The organism is Rhizobium sp. BT-226 (genome assembly GCF_025847085.2).
Taxonomy (GTDB): domain Bacteria; phylum Pseudomonadota; class Alphaproteobacteria; order Rhizobiales; family Rhizobiaceae; genus Rhizobium; species Rhizobium sophorae.
Genome location: NZ_JAOYTI010000003.1, coordinates 75775 through 91993, shown reverse-complemented (window position 1 = coordinate 91993; position 16219 = coordinate 75775). Strand labels below are relative to the sequence as shown.

15 protein-coding genes are annotated in these 16219 nt (G+C 59.5%); 9 read left to right on the top strand and 6 right to left on the bottom strand.

Annotated elements, in window-relative coordinates; all coding sequences use genetic code 11:
* Nucleotides 1-57 precede the first annotated feature (57 nt).
* Nucleotides 58-1824, bottom strand: coding sequence for an SLC13 family permease (locus OIU37_RS19970; RefSeq protein ID WP_264258535.1), 1767 nt, complete (start codon nt 1822-1824; stop codon nt 58-60).
* A 178-nt stretch (nt 1825-2002) separates the two neighbouring features.
* On the opposite strand from OIU37_RS19970, the gene ligD reads away from it, so the two are divergent.
* Nucleotides 2003-4648, top strand: a complete 2646-nt coding sequence (ligD, locus tag OIU37_RS19965) for a DNA ligase D (RefSeq protein ID WP_264258534.1) — start codon at nt 2003-2005, stop codon at nt 4646-4648.
* Nucleotides 4649-4988: 340 nt separating this feature from the next.
* Here ligD and OIU37_RS19960 read toward each other — a convergent pair whose 3' ends face one another.
* Nucleotides 4989-5543 carry an isoprenylcysteine carboxylmethyltransferase family protein gene (locus OIU37_RS19960; protein ID WP_131641142.1) on the bottom strand — a complete coding sequence of 185 codons (555 nt, stop codon included), beginning with the start codon at nt 5541-5543 and terminating at the stop codon, nt 4989-4991.
* Nucleotides 5544-5756: 213 nt separating this feature from the next.
* On the opposite strand from OIU37_RS19960, the gene OIU37_RS19955 reads away from it, so the two are divergent.
* Both OIU37_RS19955 and OIU37_RS19950 read left to right on the top strand, forming a co-directional pair.
* Nucleotides 5757-6635, top strand: coding sequence for an alpha/beta fold hydrolase (locus OIU37_RS19955; protein ID WP_180695935.1), 879 nt, complete (start codon nt 5757-5759; stop codon nt 6633-6635).
* 105 nt (nt 6636-6740) lie between these two features.
* Nucleotides 6741-7220 (top strand): hypothetical protein, encoded by a 480-nt coding sequence (locus tag OIU37_RS19950; protein ID WP_180695936.1) that lies wholly within the window; start codon nt 6741-6743, stop codon nt 7218-7220.
* Between the two features lie 363 nt (nt 7221-7583).
* On the opposite strand, the gene OIU37_RS19945 is transcribed toward OIU37_RS19950, so the two are convergent.
* Both OIU37_RS19945 and OIU37_RS19940 read right to left on the bottom strand, forming a co-directional pair.
* A complete protein-coding gene (locus OIU37_RS19945) occupies nt 7584-8219 on the bottom strand; it encodes a hypothetical protein (protein WP_180695937.1) in 636 nt (211 codons plus the stop codon).
* A gap of 73 nt (nt 8220-8292) precedes the next feature.
* A complete protein-coding gene (locus OIU37_RS19940; RefSeq protein ID WP_180695938.1) occupies nt 8293-8589 on the bottom strand; it encodes a PRC-barrel domain-containing protein in 297 nt (98 codons plus the stop codon).
* A 241-nt stretch (nt 8590-8830) separates the two neighbouring features.
* On the opposite strand from OIU37_RS19940, the gene OIU37_RS19935 reads away from it, so the two are divergent.
* From OIU37_RS19935 to OIU37_RS19910, 6 genes are all read left to right on the top strand, one after another.
* Nucleotides 8831-9559: a FadR/GntR family transcriptional regulator gene (locus tag OIU37_RS19935; protein WP_180695939.1), complete on the top strand. Its 729-nt coding sequence runs from the start codon at nt 8831-8833 to the stop codon at nt 9557-9559.
* 21 nt (nt 9560-9580) lie between these two features.
* On the top strand, nt 9581-10567 hold the full coding sequence (gene denD / locus OIU37_RS19930) for a D-erythronate dehydrogenase (protein ID WP_180695940.1): 987 nt from the start codon (nt 9581-9583) through the stop codon (nt 10565-10567).
* 166 nt (nt 10568-10733) lie between these two features.
* Nucleotides 10734-11801 (top strand): ABC transporter ATP-binding protein, encoded by a 1068-nt coding sequence (locus tag OIU37_RS19925; protein ID WP_180695941.1) that lies wholly within the window; start codon nt 10734-10736, stop codon nt 11799-11801.
* A gap of 149 nt (nt 11802-11950) precedes the next feature.
* The gene (locus OIU37_RS19920; protein WP_264258533.1) at nt 11951-13255 is read left to right on the top strand and encodes an ABC transporter substrate-binding protein; all 1305 of its coding nucleotides are present in this window, start codon (nt 11951-11953) and stop codon (nt 13253-13255) included.
* 83 nt (nt 13256-13338) lie between these two features.
* Nucleotides 13339-14271 carry a carbohydrate ABC transporter permease gene (locus OIU37_RS19915; RefSeq protein WP_064650712.1) on the top strand — a complete coding sequence of 311 codons (933 nt, stop codon included), beginning with the start codon at nt 13339-13341 and terminating at the stop codon, nt 14269-14271.
* 40 nt (nt 14272-14311) lie between these two features.
* Nucleotides 14312-15211 carry a carbohydrate ABC transporter permease gene (locus OIU37_RS19910; protein WP_168315755.1) on the top strand — a complete coding sequence of 300 codons (900 nt, stop codon included), beginning with the start codon at nt 14312-14314 and terminating at the stop codon, nt 15209-15211.
* 98 nt (nt 15212-15309) lie between these two features.
* Here the strand turns inward: OIU37_RS19910 and OIU37_RS19905 are convergent, their stop codons facing one another.
* Together OIU37_RS19905 and OIU37_RS19900 are read right to left on the bottom strand one after the other, a co-directional pair.
* Nucleotides 15310-15717 (bottom strand): hypothetical protein, encoded by a 408-nt coding sequence (locus OIU37_RS19905; protein ID WP_180695943.1) that lies wholly within the window; start codon nt 15715-15717, stop codon nt 15310-15312.
* 28 nt (nt 15718-15745) lie between these two features.
* Nucleotides 15746-15979 (bottom strand): BrnA antitoxin family protein, encoded by a 234-nt coding sequence (locus OIU37_RS19900; protein WP_171603147.1) that lies wholly within the window; start codon nt 15977-15979, stop codon nt 15746-15748.
* Nucleotides 15980-16219 lie beyond the last annotated feature (240 nt).

Below are 16219 nucleotides of genomic sequence, written 5' to 3'. Positions count from 1 at the left end.
CAGATCTCTGCTTCGAAACTTCTTATCGGTCGCCGCAATGCCCGGTGTCGGTTCTAATCAAATCGGCCAAACCAACAACAGGATCGGCACGCTGACGACTACCACAATGAGCGAGAGCGGCAGACCCAGTCGGGCGTAGTCACCAAATCGATATCCGCCCGGTCCCATCACGAGCGTGTTGCATTGGTGTCCGATGGGCGTGAGGAAGTCACAGCCGGCTCCAATTGCCACCGCCATCAGAAAGGCATCGGGCCTGAAGCCCAGCTTCTCGGCAAAGGTCGCGGCGATCGGGGCCATGACCAGAACCGTCGCTGCGTTGTTCAAAAACGGGGTTACCGCCATGGCCGCAACCAGGATCAGAGCCAAAGCGCCGAAGGGCGGGAGCATTTCGGCAGTTCGCGAGAGGAGGTCCGCGATGATGTCGGTGGTTCCTGTGGTCCTGAGCGAGTCGCTGATCGGAATGAGAGCGGCCAGCATGATCAGAATGGGCGCATCGAGATGCTGATAGACTTCCCGCAAAGGAACGGATCCGGTGACCACCATCAGAAAAGCGGCGGCGAAAAACGCTGTCGCAACGGGAATGCCCCCGAAGGCTGTCGCCCCCATCGTTGCCATCAGGATGATGACGGGGATCATGCCATTGCGGGCGTTGCCGAGCTTCATATCTCGTTCGACCAGCGGCAAACATCCCCATTCGCGTAGAAGATCCGGTAGTTTCTGCAAGTCGCCCTGCAAGACCACGACGTCGCCATTGCGGATCTTGATCTCGCCCAGACGCTCGGTGAAGCGCCTGTCGCGGCGGCTGACGGCAAGAAGGTTGAGCCCGGTATTGTGGAAGAGAGAAACGTCTTTTGCGCTGACGCCGATCAATCGGGAATGTTCGCCAACGATAGCTTCAACAGAACTGATGTCTTGGCGTGTCTCAGGCTGGTGTTTACGGTCGGACAGTTGAAGCTTGGCTTCACTGACGATCTTATCGAGAGCGCCCTGCTCCCCCTCGATAATAAGAAGGTCGCCATCCTTGAGCACCGTGTCGGGAAGGGGCGTTCGTCTTTGGCCGTTGCCACCGATAATCGCAGTCACCATCGCATCGCCGCCCGCCGGCTTCTGCAGCCAGCTGACGGACCGCCCGATCGCCCCTGATGGCGTGGTGACCTTGGCCTCGGTCGTGTAGTTTTTGATCGCCACCGCCTCATCCATCGACGTTTCGACCCGTGATCTTTCAGGCAGCAGCTTGTAGAACAGCGCCAGAAAGATAACGCCGGCGACCGAGAGCGCCAGGCCGACAGGCGTGTAGTCAAACATCATGAACGGCTGCCCGGTGATCTCCTCGCGCACCCGGGAAACGATGATGTTTGGCGACGTGCCGATCTGCGTCATAAGCCCTCCGAGCAGAGAGGCGAAAGACATCGGCATCAGGAACATCGACGGTGATACGCGCGATTTCCGGGCCATTTGCACAGCGACCGGGATCATGATCGCCAGCGCACCAATGTTTTTGATGAAAGCCGACAGGGCTGCGACAATGGCAACCAGAATGATCAACTGCATCCGTGGCCCGCGTCGTTCGGGAGAAAATCGGCGCAAGGCGACATCCATGATCCCCGATCTGGATATCGCCGCACTGACGATGAGCGCACTGCCGACGATAATAACAATGTCATCGGCAAAGCCGGAAAAGGCATTTTTGGCAGGGACGATGCCGACAATGATTGCAGCGAGAAGGGAGCTCACGGCGACTATATCGTATCGATAGCGACCCCATAGGAAGGCGGCCATCATCAGCGCGATGATAAGAAGAGATAGCCATTGATCAGCGCGCATGTTTGCATCCCGGTGGTGGCAATTAACGTTTCAAGCAAGAGAACGATGCGGCGAGGCGGAGAAAATTTTTCTCGTCTATCCCCAGCCATTTTGTCCGCTGAGGGCTGGAGGAGCACCCTGATGGAACTTCCAGCCGCCAGGCGGCATTTCGCTGTCGGGGTTGCTTTCGGGAACGACCATGGCCAGTGACAAACTATCGACCTATCGGTCGAAGCGCGACTTTCAAAAGACGGGGGAGCCGAGCGGCGATACGCAGCTCGCCCGCAGCAATCGCCGTCGCTTCGTGATTCAGAAACATGATGCCACCCGGCTGCACTACGACCTGCGGCTTGAGTTGGATGGCGTCTTCAAATCCTGGGCGGTCACCAAAGGCCCGTCTCTTGATCCGCACGACAAGCGGTTGGCCGTCGAGGTGGAGGACCACCCGCTGGACTACGGTGATTTCGAAGGCACTATTCCGAAAGGCCAGTATGGCGGCGGCACGGTTATGCTCTGGGATCGGGGCTATTGGGAACCGGAAGGAAAGAAGAGCCCGGAGCAGGCGCTGGCAAAAGGCGATTTCAAGTTTACGCTGCAAGGCAAACGCCTGCACGGCAGCTTCGTGCTGGTGCGCATGCGCAATGATCGCAACGGCGGCAACCGGACAAATTGGCTGCTCATCAAACACCATGATGACTTCTCTGTCGAAAACAATGGCGAAGCGATCCTCGAGGAGAACGACACCTCTGTCGCCTCCGGCCGAACCATGGAGATGATTGCCGCCGGCAAGGGACGAAAGCCCAAGCCTTTCATGGTCGAGGGTGGCGACGTTCAGGCTGATGCCGTCTGGGATAGCAATCACGGACTGGCTGCCGAAGAGCGAAAAGAGGACGCCGGAGGCGGTCGAAAATCGAGACCGGCCACAAAGATCGATCTGCCGGATTTCATTGCGCCGCAGCTCTGCCGGACCCTGGAACGCCCGCCGGCCGGGACCGGCTGGATTCACGAGATCAAGTTCGACGGCTACCGGATCCAGATGCGGGTGCTGGATGGCGAGGCAACGCTGAAGACCAGGAAAGGGCTCGACTGGACGGCAAAATATCCCGAGATCGCCGAGGCGGCATCGACACTGCCCGATGCGATCATCGACGGCGAGATCTGCGCCCTCGACGATAATGGCGTTCCTGATTTCGCGGCCCTGCAGGCGGCCCTTTCCGAAGGCAAGACCGGCGAGCTCGTCTATTTCGCCTTCGATCTTCTCTATGAGGGTGGCGAGGACGTGCGATCTCTGCCGCTTGTCGAGCGCAAGACGCGGCTTCAAAGCCTTCTGTCCGACGCCGGCAATGATCCGCGCCTCCGTTTCGTCGAGCATTTCGACACCGGCGGCGATGCAGTTCTCCGGTCTGCCTGCAAGCTCTCGCTGGAAGGCATCATCTCGAAAGAGGCGGATGCCCCCTATCAATCCGGCCGTACCGAAAGCTGGGCGAAGTCGAAATGCCGCGCCGGCCACGAGGTGGTGATCGGCGCCTATGCCAAGACCAACGGAAAATTCCGATCCCTGCTGGTCGGCGTCTACCGCGGCGACCACTTCGTCTATGTCGGCCGCGTCGGCACAGGATATGGCGCGAAGAAGGTTGAAACGCTGCTTCCGAAGTTGAAGGCGCTCGAGACGGCAAAATCACCTTTCACCGGCATCGGCGCGCCAAAGAAGGAGGCCGAGGTCACCTGGCTGAAGCCCAAGCTCGTGGCGGAAATCGAATTCGCAGGCTGGACCGCCGACGGTATTGTCCGGCAGGCGGCCTTCAAGGGACTGCGGGACGACAAGCCGGCCGAAGAGGTCAAGGCCGAACGGCCGGCAAAGCCCGCGCAAACTGACGTGCCGCAGCCGGCCGTGGAGGCGAAGGCCAGACCTACCCGCAAAAAGGGCGCCAAGGCCGAGGTCATGGGGGTGCTGATCTCCAACCCGGACAAGCCGCTGTGGCCGGATGCCAATGACGGCAGACCCGTCATCAAGGAAGAGCTGGCCCGCTACTACGAAGCCGTCGGTTCCTGGCTGATCGATCACATCAGGGGACGGCCATGTTCGATCATCCGCGCGCCCGACGGGATCGGCGGCGAGCAGTTTTTCCAGCGCCATGCGATGCCCGGCACCTCGAACCTTCTCGAACTGGTCAAGGTCTTCGGCGATAAAAAGCCCTATCTGCAAATCGACCGGGTCGAAGGCTTGGCTGCCGTCGCGCAGATCGGCGCCGTCGAGCTGCATCCCTGGAATTGCGAACCGCATCAGCCTGAGGTGCCCGGCCGGCTCGTCTTCGACCTTGATCCAGGTCCGGACGTGCCGTTCTCCGCGATCGTTTCGGCAGCGCGCGAAATGCGGGACCGTCTCGACGCGCTGGGCCTGATCGGCTTTTGCAAGACGACCGGCGGCAAGGGTCTGCACGTCGTCACTCCGCTTGCGGTCAACAAGCGCAAGGCGCTTTCGTGGGCCGAAGCGAAGAGCTTCGCACACGATGTGTGCCAGCAGATGGCGCGCGACAATCCCGATCTCTATCTGATCAAGATGACAAAGAGCCTGAGGAACGGCCGGATCTTCCTCGACTATCTGCGGAACGACCGGATGGCGACGGCGGTTGCACCTTTATCACCGCGCGCCCGGCCGGGTGCCACCGTCTCAATGCCGCTGAGCTGGACGCAGGTCAAATCAGATCTGGACCCCAAGCGCTTCACCATCCGCACCGTTCCGGCCCTGTTGTCGAAATCCTCTGCCTGGGAAGATTACGGTGATGGCAAGCGTCCGCTGGAACAGGCGATCAAGCGGCTCGCCAAGGCGCGGGTGGCGGCTTGATTGAGGGCTTATCCGCGGACCGGGTTCGAGGTGATAGTTAGCCCGAACCGGAATTGCTTTGGGAGTTCGCGCCCGGCGGTCCACCGTGGCGACAGCCGGGCCAGGCGTCGGATTAATGCCGCGGTGTTCAAGTTGGATTTGTTGCAGGTAACGACACTCGCCTGGCCACGATCGACAGTTTCCGTGGAGCAGTCCGAAAAGTCCATCGGTCGGAGGCTTTCGACGCTGACTGCTTTATCGCATCGTCGAGAGGTCAGTCGTCTATCGGGCCGCCGCCTCGTGGTAAGTTTCATCGCGTCTGACGCGGTTCCGCCATGCGTGCCTTCCCTCGGAGGCGGGTTTACCGCCAATCGAACCACGGTGTCAGCAAGCCCGTCTTGCGCCGATAGGCTTCATATTCGGATGCCAGCGGTGATAGGGAGAACTTCCTCTCCTCATTGCGGGCTGCAATCACGTAGACAACCGTAAAAAATAAGACCGGCAGGATCGACCATATCGACCATGATGCCAGCGCCCACCCCGACCAGAAGAGCAGGTAGGACGTGTAAAAAGGGTGCCGCAGGTAGCGATAGGGACCGTCGGTGACAAGACTATCTGGATGATCGAGGGTGAACACAAAGCGCAACCTGGCCTGTCGCGACGCCGACACAGCCCACCAGAACAAGCCCGCCGACCCGATTTCAAATCCGAGTCCTACTACCTGTACCCATAGCATCTGCGTCCCGGACCAAACCAGGTACAGGAAAAACGCCGTCGTCGCGATGACGCCGACGGTGATCAGCTTTGCTCCGGCTTCCATCTTCGGTGAGTTGAAGTGGCCTCGCAACGACCACGCGTAGGACCCGACGATAGTCAGGCTGGTGATCGAAATAATAAAGTCCAGAAGAAATTGCATCTCGATACCCAGCTTGAAAGGTTGGTTACAATTGCTGCTGCGACAGACCTAACCCGTATAAAACGCCAAGGCAAATGATTGATGTATGATACGCAACCGCACTGAAACGAGTCATGATTGCACGATCTGGTTTAGATCTGGTTTACGATGATCATGCACCTGCCGTAGATATTTTCGTGCAAGATTTGGGCTGCGCTTTAGGGGTCGCAGCTTATGGACGTATTTCACTGTACAATCGACACCAGCCACGGCGCTGTGCGCATCAGTGACACTATTGATGGCGCTGCACCACTGGTTATGATACACGGTTCCGGCAGCTCACGGACGGTCTTTTCACGGCAACTACACAGCCATTTGTCCCGGAATTGGCGTCTGATTGCGATCGATCTTCCGGGACATGGCGAATCGAGCGACGCTCGAGATCCGCAGTCAACTTACACCGCCACCGGTCTCGCCGACTGCATAGGAGAGGTGGCAGCCCGCCTGGGGCTTCATCGCTTTCCCGTGCTGGGATGGTCGCTTGGCGGTCACGTCGCGATTGAGATGGCGGGCAGCGGCAACGGCATTTCGGGCCTGATGTTATGCGGCACGCCACCGGTCCCCAGCGGTCTCCTCGGAATGCTGCGGGGATTCCATCCATCATTTGATATTCTTCTGGCATCAAAAGAGAACTTTACATCGCGTGACGTGGAGCGGTTTCAGTCTCTTTGCTTTGGAGACACGAGCAACCCCTCCTTTCGCGATGCTATAGCGCGTGCAGACGGAAGACTAAGGAGCGTTTTTTCTCGCGCAATGTTGCGGGGGCAGGGGGTGGATCAGCGCCGCACCGTCGAACAGGCTGATATACCCATTGCTTTTGTGAATGGGTTTTATGACCCCTTTGTCAAACTCAGCTATTTTTCGGGCCTGAACATCCATTTGCTCTTCGAAGGCAAAGCGCATGTAATGGAAGGTGCTGGTCACGCGCCTTTCTGGGAAAAGCCGGAGAGCTTCAATTCGATGCTCGACCGGTTCCTGAACACAGTCGCCGCTCATGAAGCCAATATCAACCTGAAAAATCATCACTTTCTTTCGAACAGATCAGTGTACTAAAAGCGATCCGCGGAGCTGCGGTCAACCGCCATTGCCTTTCCCGCAGACCGATCCCGCCCTATCATTCAGAGGCGCCTGCATGAAAGCCAGGGAGATGGGAAAGCGATGCAGAATTGTTTAGGCCTGCTGGCGGCAGGAGTCTTTCTCCTCCAGCCATGCTCCTTCGCCAACGCACAGGCACCGAATGCCCTGGAGAGGGCCATCGGAGATGCGCAGCCATGCAGGTCGTTGAAGACCAAGGTATCGAGCTTCGGAATCAGTGTGGAGGTAGGCGTCGACAAGCTCGATTCCGTGAAGATCGAAAACCTGCAATTGTCGGTTAATGGCGACACCGCGGAGGCGAGCGCCCGCGGCACGCTTGCTTGCAAGACCTCGGACGAAGCGCTGGTCGAAGGGGGTTTTTCAGCGACCGCTGAGGTTCGGCTGAAGGTCGACCTTACGACCTGCGAGATGACCGAGACCTCCATCGAGATCGTGAAGACCGGTGGCCGGTTCGGCGACATCGTCAAAGGACTTGAGACTGAAATCTCTGGCGCCCTCAGGCGAAGTTTGGAGAAGAACTTGGCCAAGCTTTGCGAGAAGTGATCAGTGGATCGACACCGTTAGACAGAGTTGCGGATTGACGCCGCCAAAAAGTTTCTCCAGCCTTAGGACCCTGACGAAGCGAATTCCGCTGAGAGCTGTCGCCGGATTCGAAGATTTTCATCCAGGGAATGTAGATCCTTCATCGGCGTCCGCACGTCGCCGATGAGACGGAAGTCCCTCGGTGACAGTCTTAACTGTCTCGTCCTCCTCGCGAAGGAGAAATTCCGGAGAGCTGTATTGCAGCATGCCGGCGGAGGGGTGGGGGCCTCCACGTTTGTGATGCCGACCCGATCTTCAAGGTCCCGAAATGCCTTCGGCGACTATCGGGAGGGATCGAAGACTGCGTTGCAGAGGTTCCGCGCCTTAGCGGAGCAACCCATCGCGACTGAACTCTTCCCAGCCGAGAGGTTTCGAACGTGACGCATCGTCGTGATCGGCATCAGGTTTCGAAGGGGTCTTAGCCTTGGTCTTCAGCGAACGCGTCAACTTCGCTTTCAAGGCTGCCCGTCGTCGTTTCTCGGCTGTAGCTTCAGCATCCTCTTCGCGCCAGACTGTCACCAGGTCTCGGTCGAGGATGTCCTCCACCACGCGCGGGTCGAATACGTGGAAGGTAATTTTCCTCGCCCGCCCACGCAGCTTCACCGTGCGGGTTCCTGCACTGGGCAAGCGCCCGTCGCTGAGCCAGCGATGTCTCTCGGTAGTAGAGATCGTCAGGATATCCTGGATTTCACGGGGGATCACAGGCAGGCTTTCGATGTCTTCGAGCGCGTTGGAAACGACTGACGAAGCAGCACGGAACGCACTCTTAGCCGTTTCAGCCATCGCCAATGTCAGAGCACCCGCCTCGATTTCGAGCGACTTTCTCACCGCCAAAGGCAGACGTGCGCGAATTTCCAGCAGAATCCCCTTCGCGCGAACGGATGATCCGAGCGTGGCTGCGGTCGATAGGGGCCACTCCTTGATCAGTTCCGCATCGTCGGTGGTCTTGGGTTTTGCCATGTACGAGTAGATGGGCCTTCCGCTCTGCAGCGTCAACGACTACGTTAGGACGGAAGGCATCATGTGATTACGCTCAGTCGCGGTGCTCGGGCATCTGCTTGAGCTCGTCCTTGGTCCAGCTCGTAACGGCATGAACGTCACCGTCTTCATCGCGCATGAACTCAAGATCCGACACCGGAACTACAACAGGCTTCGCGCCGATACCCAGAAAGCCTCCGACGTCGATGACCGCGGAGCCGCCGGCACCCGCGCCATGGATATGATCGACCTTGCCGACTTTGTGATCGTCGGCTCCATAGATGGTGGCGCCTTCGAGGACGGCAGGGGTAAGTTCTGAAGTCGTCAAGCGTACGTGGTTGGTGTGATCCATGATCGTTTCCTCCTTTGTGGAGGAGGAGTAATCGAAGCGCAAACTGAATGTTCCGGCGAGTACAGTCCGTCCGGCGCTGTGATCAGCTGGTTTTCGCGGCGTGCTGATATTGCCATTCACAAAACTGCTCCAAATAACGGTCGGGTGGAGAGCGCGCCATCATGCGTTGACAATCCTCTTTTGCTAAGGTCTACTGGTCCACTTACCGGACCAGTAGACCTTAGCGCGGGAGGGAAAAGCAATGGACGTTCGAGCGATGCTCGAAGACGACGTTGCGGCGCTCGGTGGAGCGCCGAAGAAGTCAATGAAAGACTTCGTCGTCCAGAAGATTGCGACCTTCATTGCCACCGGTATTCTCAAGGTGGGCGATCCGCTGCCAAGCGAACGTGAACTCTCCTCCGCACTCTCGGTCAGCCGCGAGACCGTCCGTGGGGCGATCCTTATCCTTTCCACCCATGGGATTCTCTCAGTCGTGCAGGGAACGCGCACGGTGGTGGCATCAGAGGATGTCGGCGAATTGGCGGTCCAGGCCGCGCGGTATCGCGACATTGCGGCCTACAGTCTCGACCATGTTCATGAGGCGCGGCTGCTGATCGAAGCACAGGTCGTCAGGGCTGCCGCGCTCAAGATGGAGCCTTCAACTCTTGATTATCTCCGCAAGTCGATCGCAGCACAAGAAGCTGCCTGTGACGATCCTGTTCGTTTTTTGATATGTGACCGGGAATTTCACACCGTTATCTACCGTTCCAGCGGCAACGCGGTGCTGGCTGATATGGCCGCCGACCTCTATTCCTATCTTCTGAGCCACCGAAGGCGCGTCGTATCGCAGCCCGGAACGATCGCCACGAGCATCGCCGATCACCGGATGATCCTCGCCGGTTTGGAGACGCGGGACCCGGACGCCGCGGCCGCGGCCTTCGCAATCCACGAAACCCGTATTTATACGACGACCAAGTTACTCTTCTCGTAGTTCGCAGGGAGGCGAAACACGATGCATATTCTCATCATCGGGGCGGGAGGAATGATCGGCCGGAAGCTCGCCGCCACACTGGGGCGCAGCGGTTCCCTCGGCGATCAAGCAATCACCCGCATGACGCTCGCAGATGTCGCGGCTCCGCCGGTGCCCGCAGGTGTCTCCTGGCCGGTGGAAGCCCTGGCTGCCGATATTTCCGAAAGTGGTGCGGCGGAAGCCCTGGCGGCTCGCCGGGCCGACGTGATCTTCCATCTCGCCGCGATCGTTTCCGGCGAAGCCGAGCGCAATTTCGAACTCGGCTATCGGGTCAATCTCGATGGCACGCGATCGCTGTTGGAAGCGATCCGCCGGGAGGGAAGCCGGCAAGCCTATGTTCCCCGGTTCGTATTCTCCTCATCGATCGCGGTCTATGGCTCGCCGTTTCCGGATCCGATTCCCGACGACTACGTGCTCGCACCTCTCACAAGCTACGGAGTTCAAAAGGCGATATCCGAGCTTCTGCTCGCCGACTATTCGCGGCGCGGCTTTATCGACGGCGTCGGAATTCGGTTGCCGACCATCGTGATCCGGCCGGGTGCGCCGAATGCCGCCGCATCGGGCTTCTTTTCCGGAATCCTGCGTGAACCGCTCGCAGGCCAGCGGGCTGTTCTTCCGGTCGAGGAAACGGTCAAGCACTGGCTGGCGAGCCCGCGTTCCGCCATCAAGTTCCTGATCCATGCTGCGACGCTCGACACGGCGGCGCTGGGTGTCCGACGCACGCTCACCATGCCGGGCGTCGCCGCCACCGTTGCCGACCAGATTGCCGCCTTGCGCCGTGCTGCCGGTCCCGAGGCGGCGGACTTGATCGATCGTCGCCGCGACGAGGTCATTGAAGGGATCGTTGCCGGATGGCCGAAGTCCTTTACGCCCGAACGCGCCACGCAACTAGGTTTCGTCGCCGAGACAACGGTGGACGAGCTGATCGAGGTCTACCTCGCGGAAGACGCTCCGGGTGCGTCCGGATGAGATTGCGCTGGGCTAAAACCGCCCCATAGGAGGAGAGTACCGCCAGGGCACACCCGCATATGCGGGATTGCGGCGGCAGAAGGACTTGAGAAGATAAGGCCGCCGGCAAGATATACGAAAATACGAATACATAGCATGTAGCGCTCGATTTCTGGGAGGAGTGGGTATGGCAGGCGTTCAATTCGCGGATGTGCGGAAATCATTCGGGTCATTTCCGGTCATCAAAGGCGTGGATATCGACATTGCCGACGGGGAGTTCGTGATCCTGGTCGGCCCGTCGGGTTGTGGAAAGTCCACGCTGCTGCGGATGCTGGCGGGACTTGAGAATATTTCCGGCGGTGAGATCAAGATCGGCGGACGCGTGGTCAACACGCTGCCGCCCAAGGACCGCGACATCGCCATGGTGTTTCAGAACTATGCGCTCTATCCGCATATGACGGTACAGGAGAACATGGGTTTCTCGCTGATGCTGAACAAGGCGCCGAAGGCGGAAGCCGAGAAGCGAGTGAAATATGCCGCCGGCATCCTCGGTCTCGACAAATTGCTCGACCGTTATCCGCGCCAGCTTTCCGGCGGCCAGCGTCAACGCGTCGCCATGGGCCGCGCCATCGTCCGCGATCCGGAAGTCTTCCTATTCGACGAACCGCTGTCCAACCTCGATGCGAAGCTGCGCGTCGCCATGCGCGCCGAAATCAAGGAACTGCACCAGCGGCTGAAAACGACGACGGTCTACGTCACCCATGACCAGATCGAGGCCATGACCATGGCCGACAAGATCGTCGTTATGCATGACGGCGTCGTCGAGCAGATCGGCACGCCGCTCGAGCTTTATGACAAACCGGCCAATCTCTTCGTTGGCGGGTTCATCGGCTCGCCGGCGATGAACATGATCAGGGGCAGGCTCGACCCCGAAAACCCTAAAAGTTTCAAGGCGCCGGACGGCACGGCGCTCCCGGTTTCCAATCCGCCTGCCGACGCCCTGGGGCGCGACCTCGTCTACGGGCTTCGCCCGGAATACATCCTGCTCGATGCCAATGGCCTGCCCGGTGAAATCGTGGTGATCGAGCCCACCGGCTACGAGACGCATCTTATCCTCCGGCTCGGCGGCAGCGATCTCAGCTGCGTCTTCCGCGAACGCGTCAGCGCGCGGCCGGGCGAGACCCTGCGCGTTTCGATCGACGCTGCGCATGTTCACCTCTTCGATGCCGAGAGCGGCCGGAGATTGACCGACTGACGCCGTCCGGCGGCTGCGCGGGGCGGAGGAGCCCCCGTGGCCCGCAGGCCGGCAGCACCCCGTTTCAGGGATGCAAGGACCGTCGTTCACCAAGCGGGAGGTGAATGGCGGGGGAGTTCGCACCCGCTTTTTTGAAGAGGAGGAATATCATGAGGTTTAAGAGACGTGACTTTCTTGCCGCCTCGGCTGCCGTTGCCGGCGCCGCCGGCCTCGGCATCCGGCCGACCTTCGCGCAGGCCGAACCGACCTACACACCGGAAAGCGGCGCCAGCCTGCGGCTGCTGCGCTGGACACCTTTCGTCAAGGGCGACGAGGAGGCATGGCTTGCCAACACCAAGAAGTTCACCGAAGCGACCGGCGTCGAGGTGCGCATCGACAAGGAAAGCTGGGAAGATATCCGCCCGAAGGCTGCCGTCGCGGCGAATGTCGGTTCCGGCCCGGACCTCATCATGTGCTGGTTCGACGACGCTCATCAGTATCCCGACAAGCTGGTCGACCTGACCGAGCTCGCCAACTATCTCGGCAACAAGTATGGCGGCTGGTATGACGGTGTGAGGGGCTATGCCGCGCGCGGCGATACCTTCATCGCCATGCCGCTGGCGGCAATCGGAAATGCGGTGGTCTATCGCGACACTCACGTGAAGGCAGCCGGCTTCAGCGAGTTCCCGAAAGACACGGCAGGCTTCCTCGAGCTTTGCAAGGCGATGAAAGCCAAGGGCACGCCGGCCGGCTTCCCACACGGCAAGGCCGTCGGCGACGGCAACAACTACGCCCATTGGCTGCTGTGGAGCCACGGCGGCAAGATGGTCGACGAAGGCGGCAAGGTAACGATCAACAGCCCGGAAACGCTGGCCTCGATCAACTATGCCAAGGAGCTCTATGCGACCTTCATTCCGGGCACGGAAAGCTGGCAGGACGTCAACAACAACCGCGCCTTCCTCGCCGGCCAGGTGTCGCTGATCGCCAACGGCGTCTCGGTCTATTACACGGCCAAGAACGACCCGAAGCTCGCCGAGATCGCTAAGGACATCCGTACGACGAATTTCCCCGTCGGCCCGGTTGGCCAGAGCGTCGAGCTTTTCCAGACGAGCTCACTGCTTCTCTTCAAGCATACGAAGTATCCGGAGGCGGCGAAGGCCTACCTCAAGTTCATGATGGAAGCCGACCAGATGAATGCCTGGATCCAGGGCTCAAGCGCCTATTGCTGCCAGCCGCTCAAGGCTTTCGCCCAGAACCCGATCTGGACCTCCGACCCGATCCACGCGCCTTATGCGCGCGCCTCGGAAAAACTGCGCCCGAACGGCTATGCCGGCCCGCTCGGTTATGCCTCGGCAGCGACCATGGCCGACTACGTTCTGGTCGACATGTATGCGGCCGCCGTCACCGGCCAGATGTCGCCCGAGGATGCGATGAAGGAAGCGGAACGCCGGGCAAACCGCTACTATCGCGTCTGAGCCGCGCTTCAAAGCAAGCGGCATGTCGGCTTCGGCATGCCGCAAGCACTCTGCGAGTTCAAAACGCAATCTGGAGATAAGCAATGTCGATGGTGAATCCGGAGGATAGACGCGGGCCGATCTCTTCGCTCCTGCAGAACAACAACGTGCTCGGCTTCCTGTTCATGCTGCCGGCGGCGGTGTTCCTCGTCTGCTTTCTCACCTATCCGCTGGGGCTCGGCGTCTGGCTCGGCTTCACCGATACGAGGATCGGCCGCGACGGCATCTTCATCGGGCTGGAGAACTACCAGTTCCTGATGGACGACAGCGTCTTCTGGCTGTCGGTCTTCAACACCATTCTCTATACCTCCGTTGCCTCGGTGCTGAAATTCGCGCTCGGCCTCTGGCTGGCCATGCTGCTCAACCAGCATCTGCCGTTCAAGTCCTTCTTCCGGGCAATCGTACTGCTTCCCTGGGTCGTGCCGACGGTGCTTTCGGCGCTGGCCTTCTGGTGGATCTACGATTCCCAGTTCTCGATCATCTCCTGGTCGCTGATGCAGCTCGGGCTGATCAGCGGGCCGATCAACTTTCTCGGCGATCCCATAAATGCGCGCATATCCGTCATCATCGCCAATGTCTGGCGCGGCATTCCCTTCGTGGCGATCTCGCTGCTTGCGGGCCTGCAGACGATTCCAGCGTCGCTGCAGGAGGCCGCCTCGCTCGACGGCGCCACGAGCTGGCAGCGTTTCCGCTATGTGACGCTGCCGATGCTGACGCCGATCATCGCCGTGGTAATGACCTTCTCGGTGCTCTTCACCTTCACCGATTTCCAGCTCATCTACGTGCTGACCAAGGGCGGGCCGGTCAACGCGACGCATCTGATGGCGACGCTATCCTTCCAGCGCGGCATTCCAGGGGGGCAGCTCGGCGAGGGTGCGGCCATCGCGGTCGCCATGGTGCCCTTCCTGCTCGGCGCCATCATGTTCAGCTTCTTCGGTCTGCAGCGGCGCAAATGGCAACAGGGCGGCCAGGATTAAGGCCAGGGTTAGAGCCAAATTGGGGTTAGGGAGAGTGATGATGTCGATAAATTCAAACGCCGCCGATCAGGTCGTGACCGACAATGCCGAAGGCATGAGCTATCTGAACCGCTTGCCGCGACGGATCGTGATGCTCTATCTGCCGATGGCCGTCTTCGTCTTCGTGCTGCTCTTCCCGTTCTACTGGATGGCAATCACCGCGGTGAAGCCGAACGAGCAGCTGACCGACTACAGCAACTACAGCCCCTTCTGGGTGGTGGGCCCGACGCTTGCGCACATCAAATACCTGTTCCTTGAGACCTCCTATCCGGGCTGGCTGTGGAACACGATGCTGATCGCGGTCTGCTCCACCTTTCTCTCGCTGGTAGCCTCGGTCTTCGGCGCCTATGCTATAGAGCGCGTGCGCTTCACCGGCTCCCGTTCGGTCGGCCTCGTCATCTTCCTCGCCTATCTCGTGCCGCCGTCGATCCTTTTCATCCCGCTTGCCTTCATCGTCTTCAAGCTCGGGATCTATGACTCGCGGCTGGCGCTGATCTTCACCTATCCGACCTTCCTCATTCCCTTCTGCACCTGGCTGCTGATGGGCTATTTCCGGTCGATCCCATTCGAGCTGGAGGAAAGCGCGCTGGTGGACGGCGCCAACAGATGGCAGATTCTCACCAAGATCATTCTGCCGCTCGCAGTACCCGGGTTGATTTCGGCTGGCATCTTCGCCTTCACGCTATCCTGGAACGAATTCATCTATGCGCTGACTTTCATCCAGTCCTCGGAAAACAAAACCATCCCGGTCGGCGTGCTGACCGAACTGGTGCGCGGCGACGTCTTCGAATGGGGGGCACTGATGGCGGGCGCATTGTTCGGCTCGCTCCCGGTGGTCATCCTCTACTCGTTCTTCGTGGACTACTACGTCTCATCGATGACGGGGGCGGTGAAGGAGTGACCGTCTACCGCGGACACGCCCTTGCTTCCTCCAGCATGCGACTGCTTGTTATCATGCGCAGGAGGAGTGTCCGCAAAATGGGATCAAGTGCCTGCCCATCATGTATCGAAACCTCGTTTTGCCGAGATCGAATAATTGTAAACTGCCGCATAGCTCGTCGATACGAGCAGCGGAAATGCGATGGTCTTGAGTATTTCCGGTGTGCCGGTTGCTGCATGGATTGCCACGAGAATGCTGGCTGAGCCGAGACAAGCAATGGGAGGCGGCGCCCAAAAGCGTGCAGATCCGACGAAGCGCTTTGAAAGCCAGTCGATCACAGATTTCAGAAAAAGCGTCAGGCAGGCGGATATCGCACCCTGCACAAGGCCGGCATAGAGCGGCAATGGCATGGCGTGCGCGCGATTGGCGAAAACCGCCCAACTGCCCATCGCCAACAAGGCGACGAGAACATGGATGACGCCGCTGCGGAGAAGCCGATGCAGTGCATTCGGCATCACAGCGACCATCCGTGGCGTACAAGACGGCGCAACAGGGTCAGAGCCTGTTCTTCATCGCGGCGCGCAATATATCGTTGATCCGATCCTGCCAGCCGGGGCCATCTCCCTGGAAAAAGGCAAGCACATCACTGTCGATCTTGAGCGAAACAAGCTCCTTGGTATTCGGCAGCGCCGGCCGCTCAACAGCTTGTTCCGGCTTCTTCTTCGCGGGTTTGAACAACGCTTCGGCAGCATCCATTGGATTGACAGATCTGCGGGGCGGGTTTGCCATAGTTGTCACTTTCTGTTGCCTGTCGGAGCGACATATGAGCGGCATACGGGATGTCGGCCGCTTCGTCGACTATTTATCTTGTTTTACGACACGGGGATTTAGCCGACCTGCTCGATCGCCAGCGTGCCGCCGGCAGCAACCACTTGTCCTTGCGCTTCCGGTCTTTCGCCTCGGTGAACGCGCAAGAGCCGTCGGCGATGATCAGGCATTGACTTCACAAAGTTGCATTGCCGGCAGGTT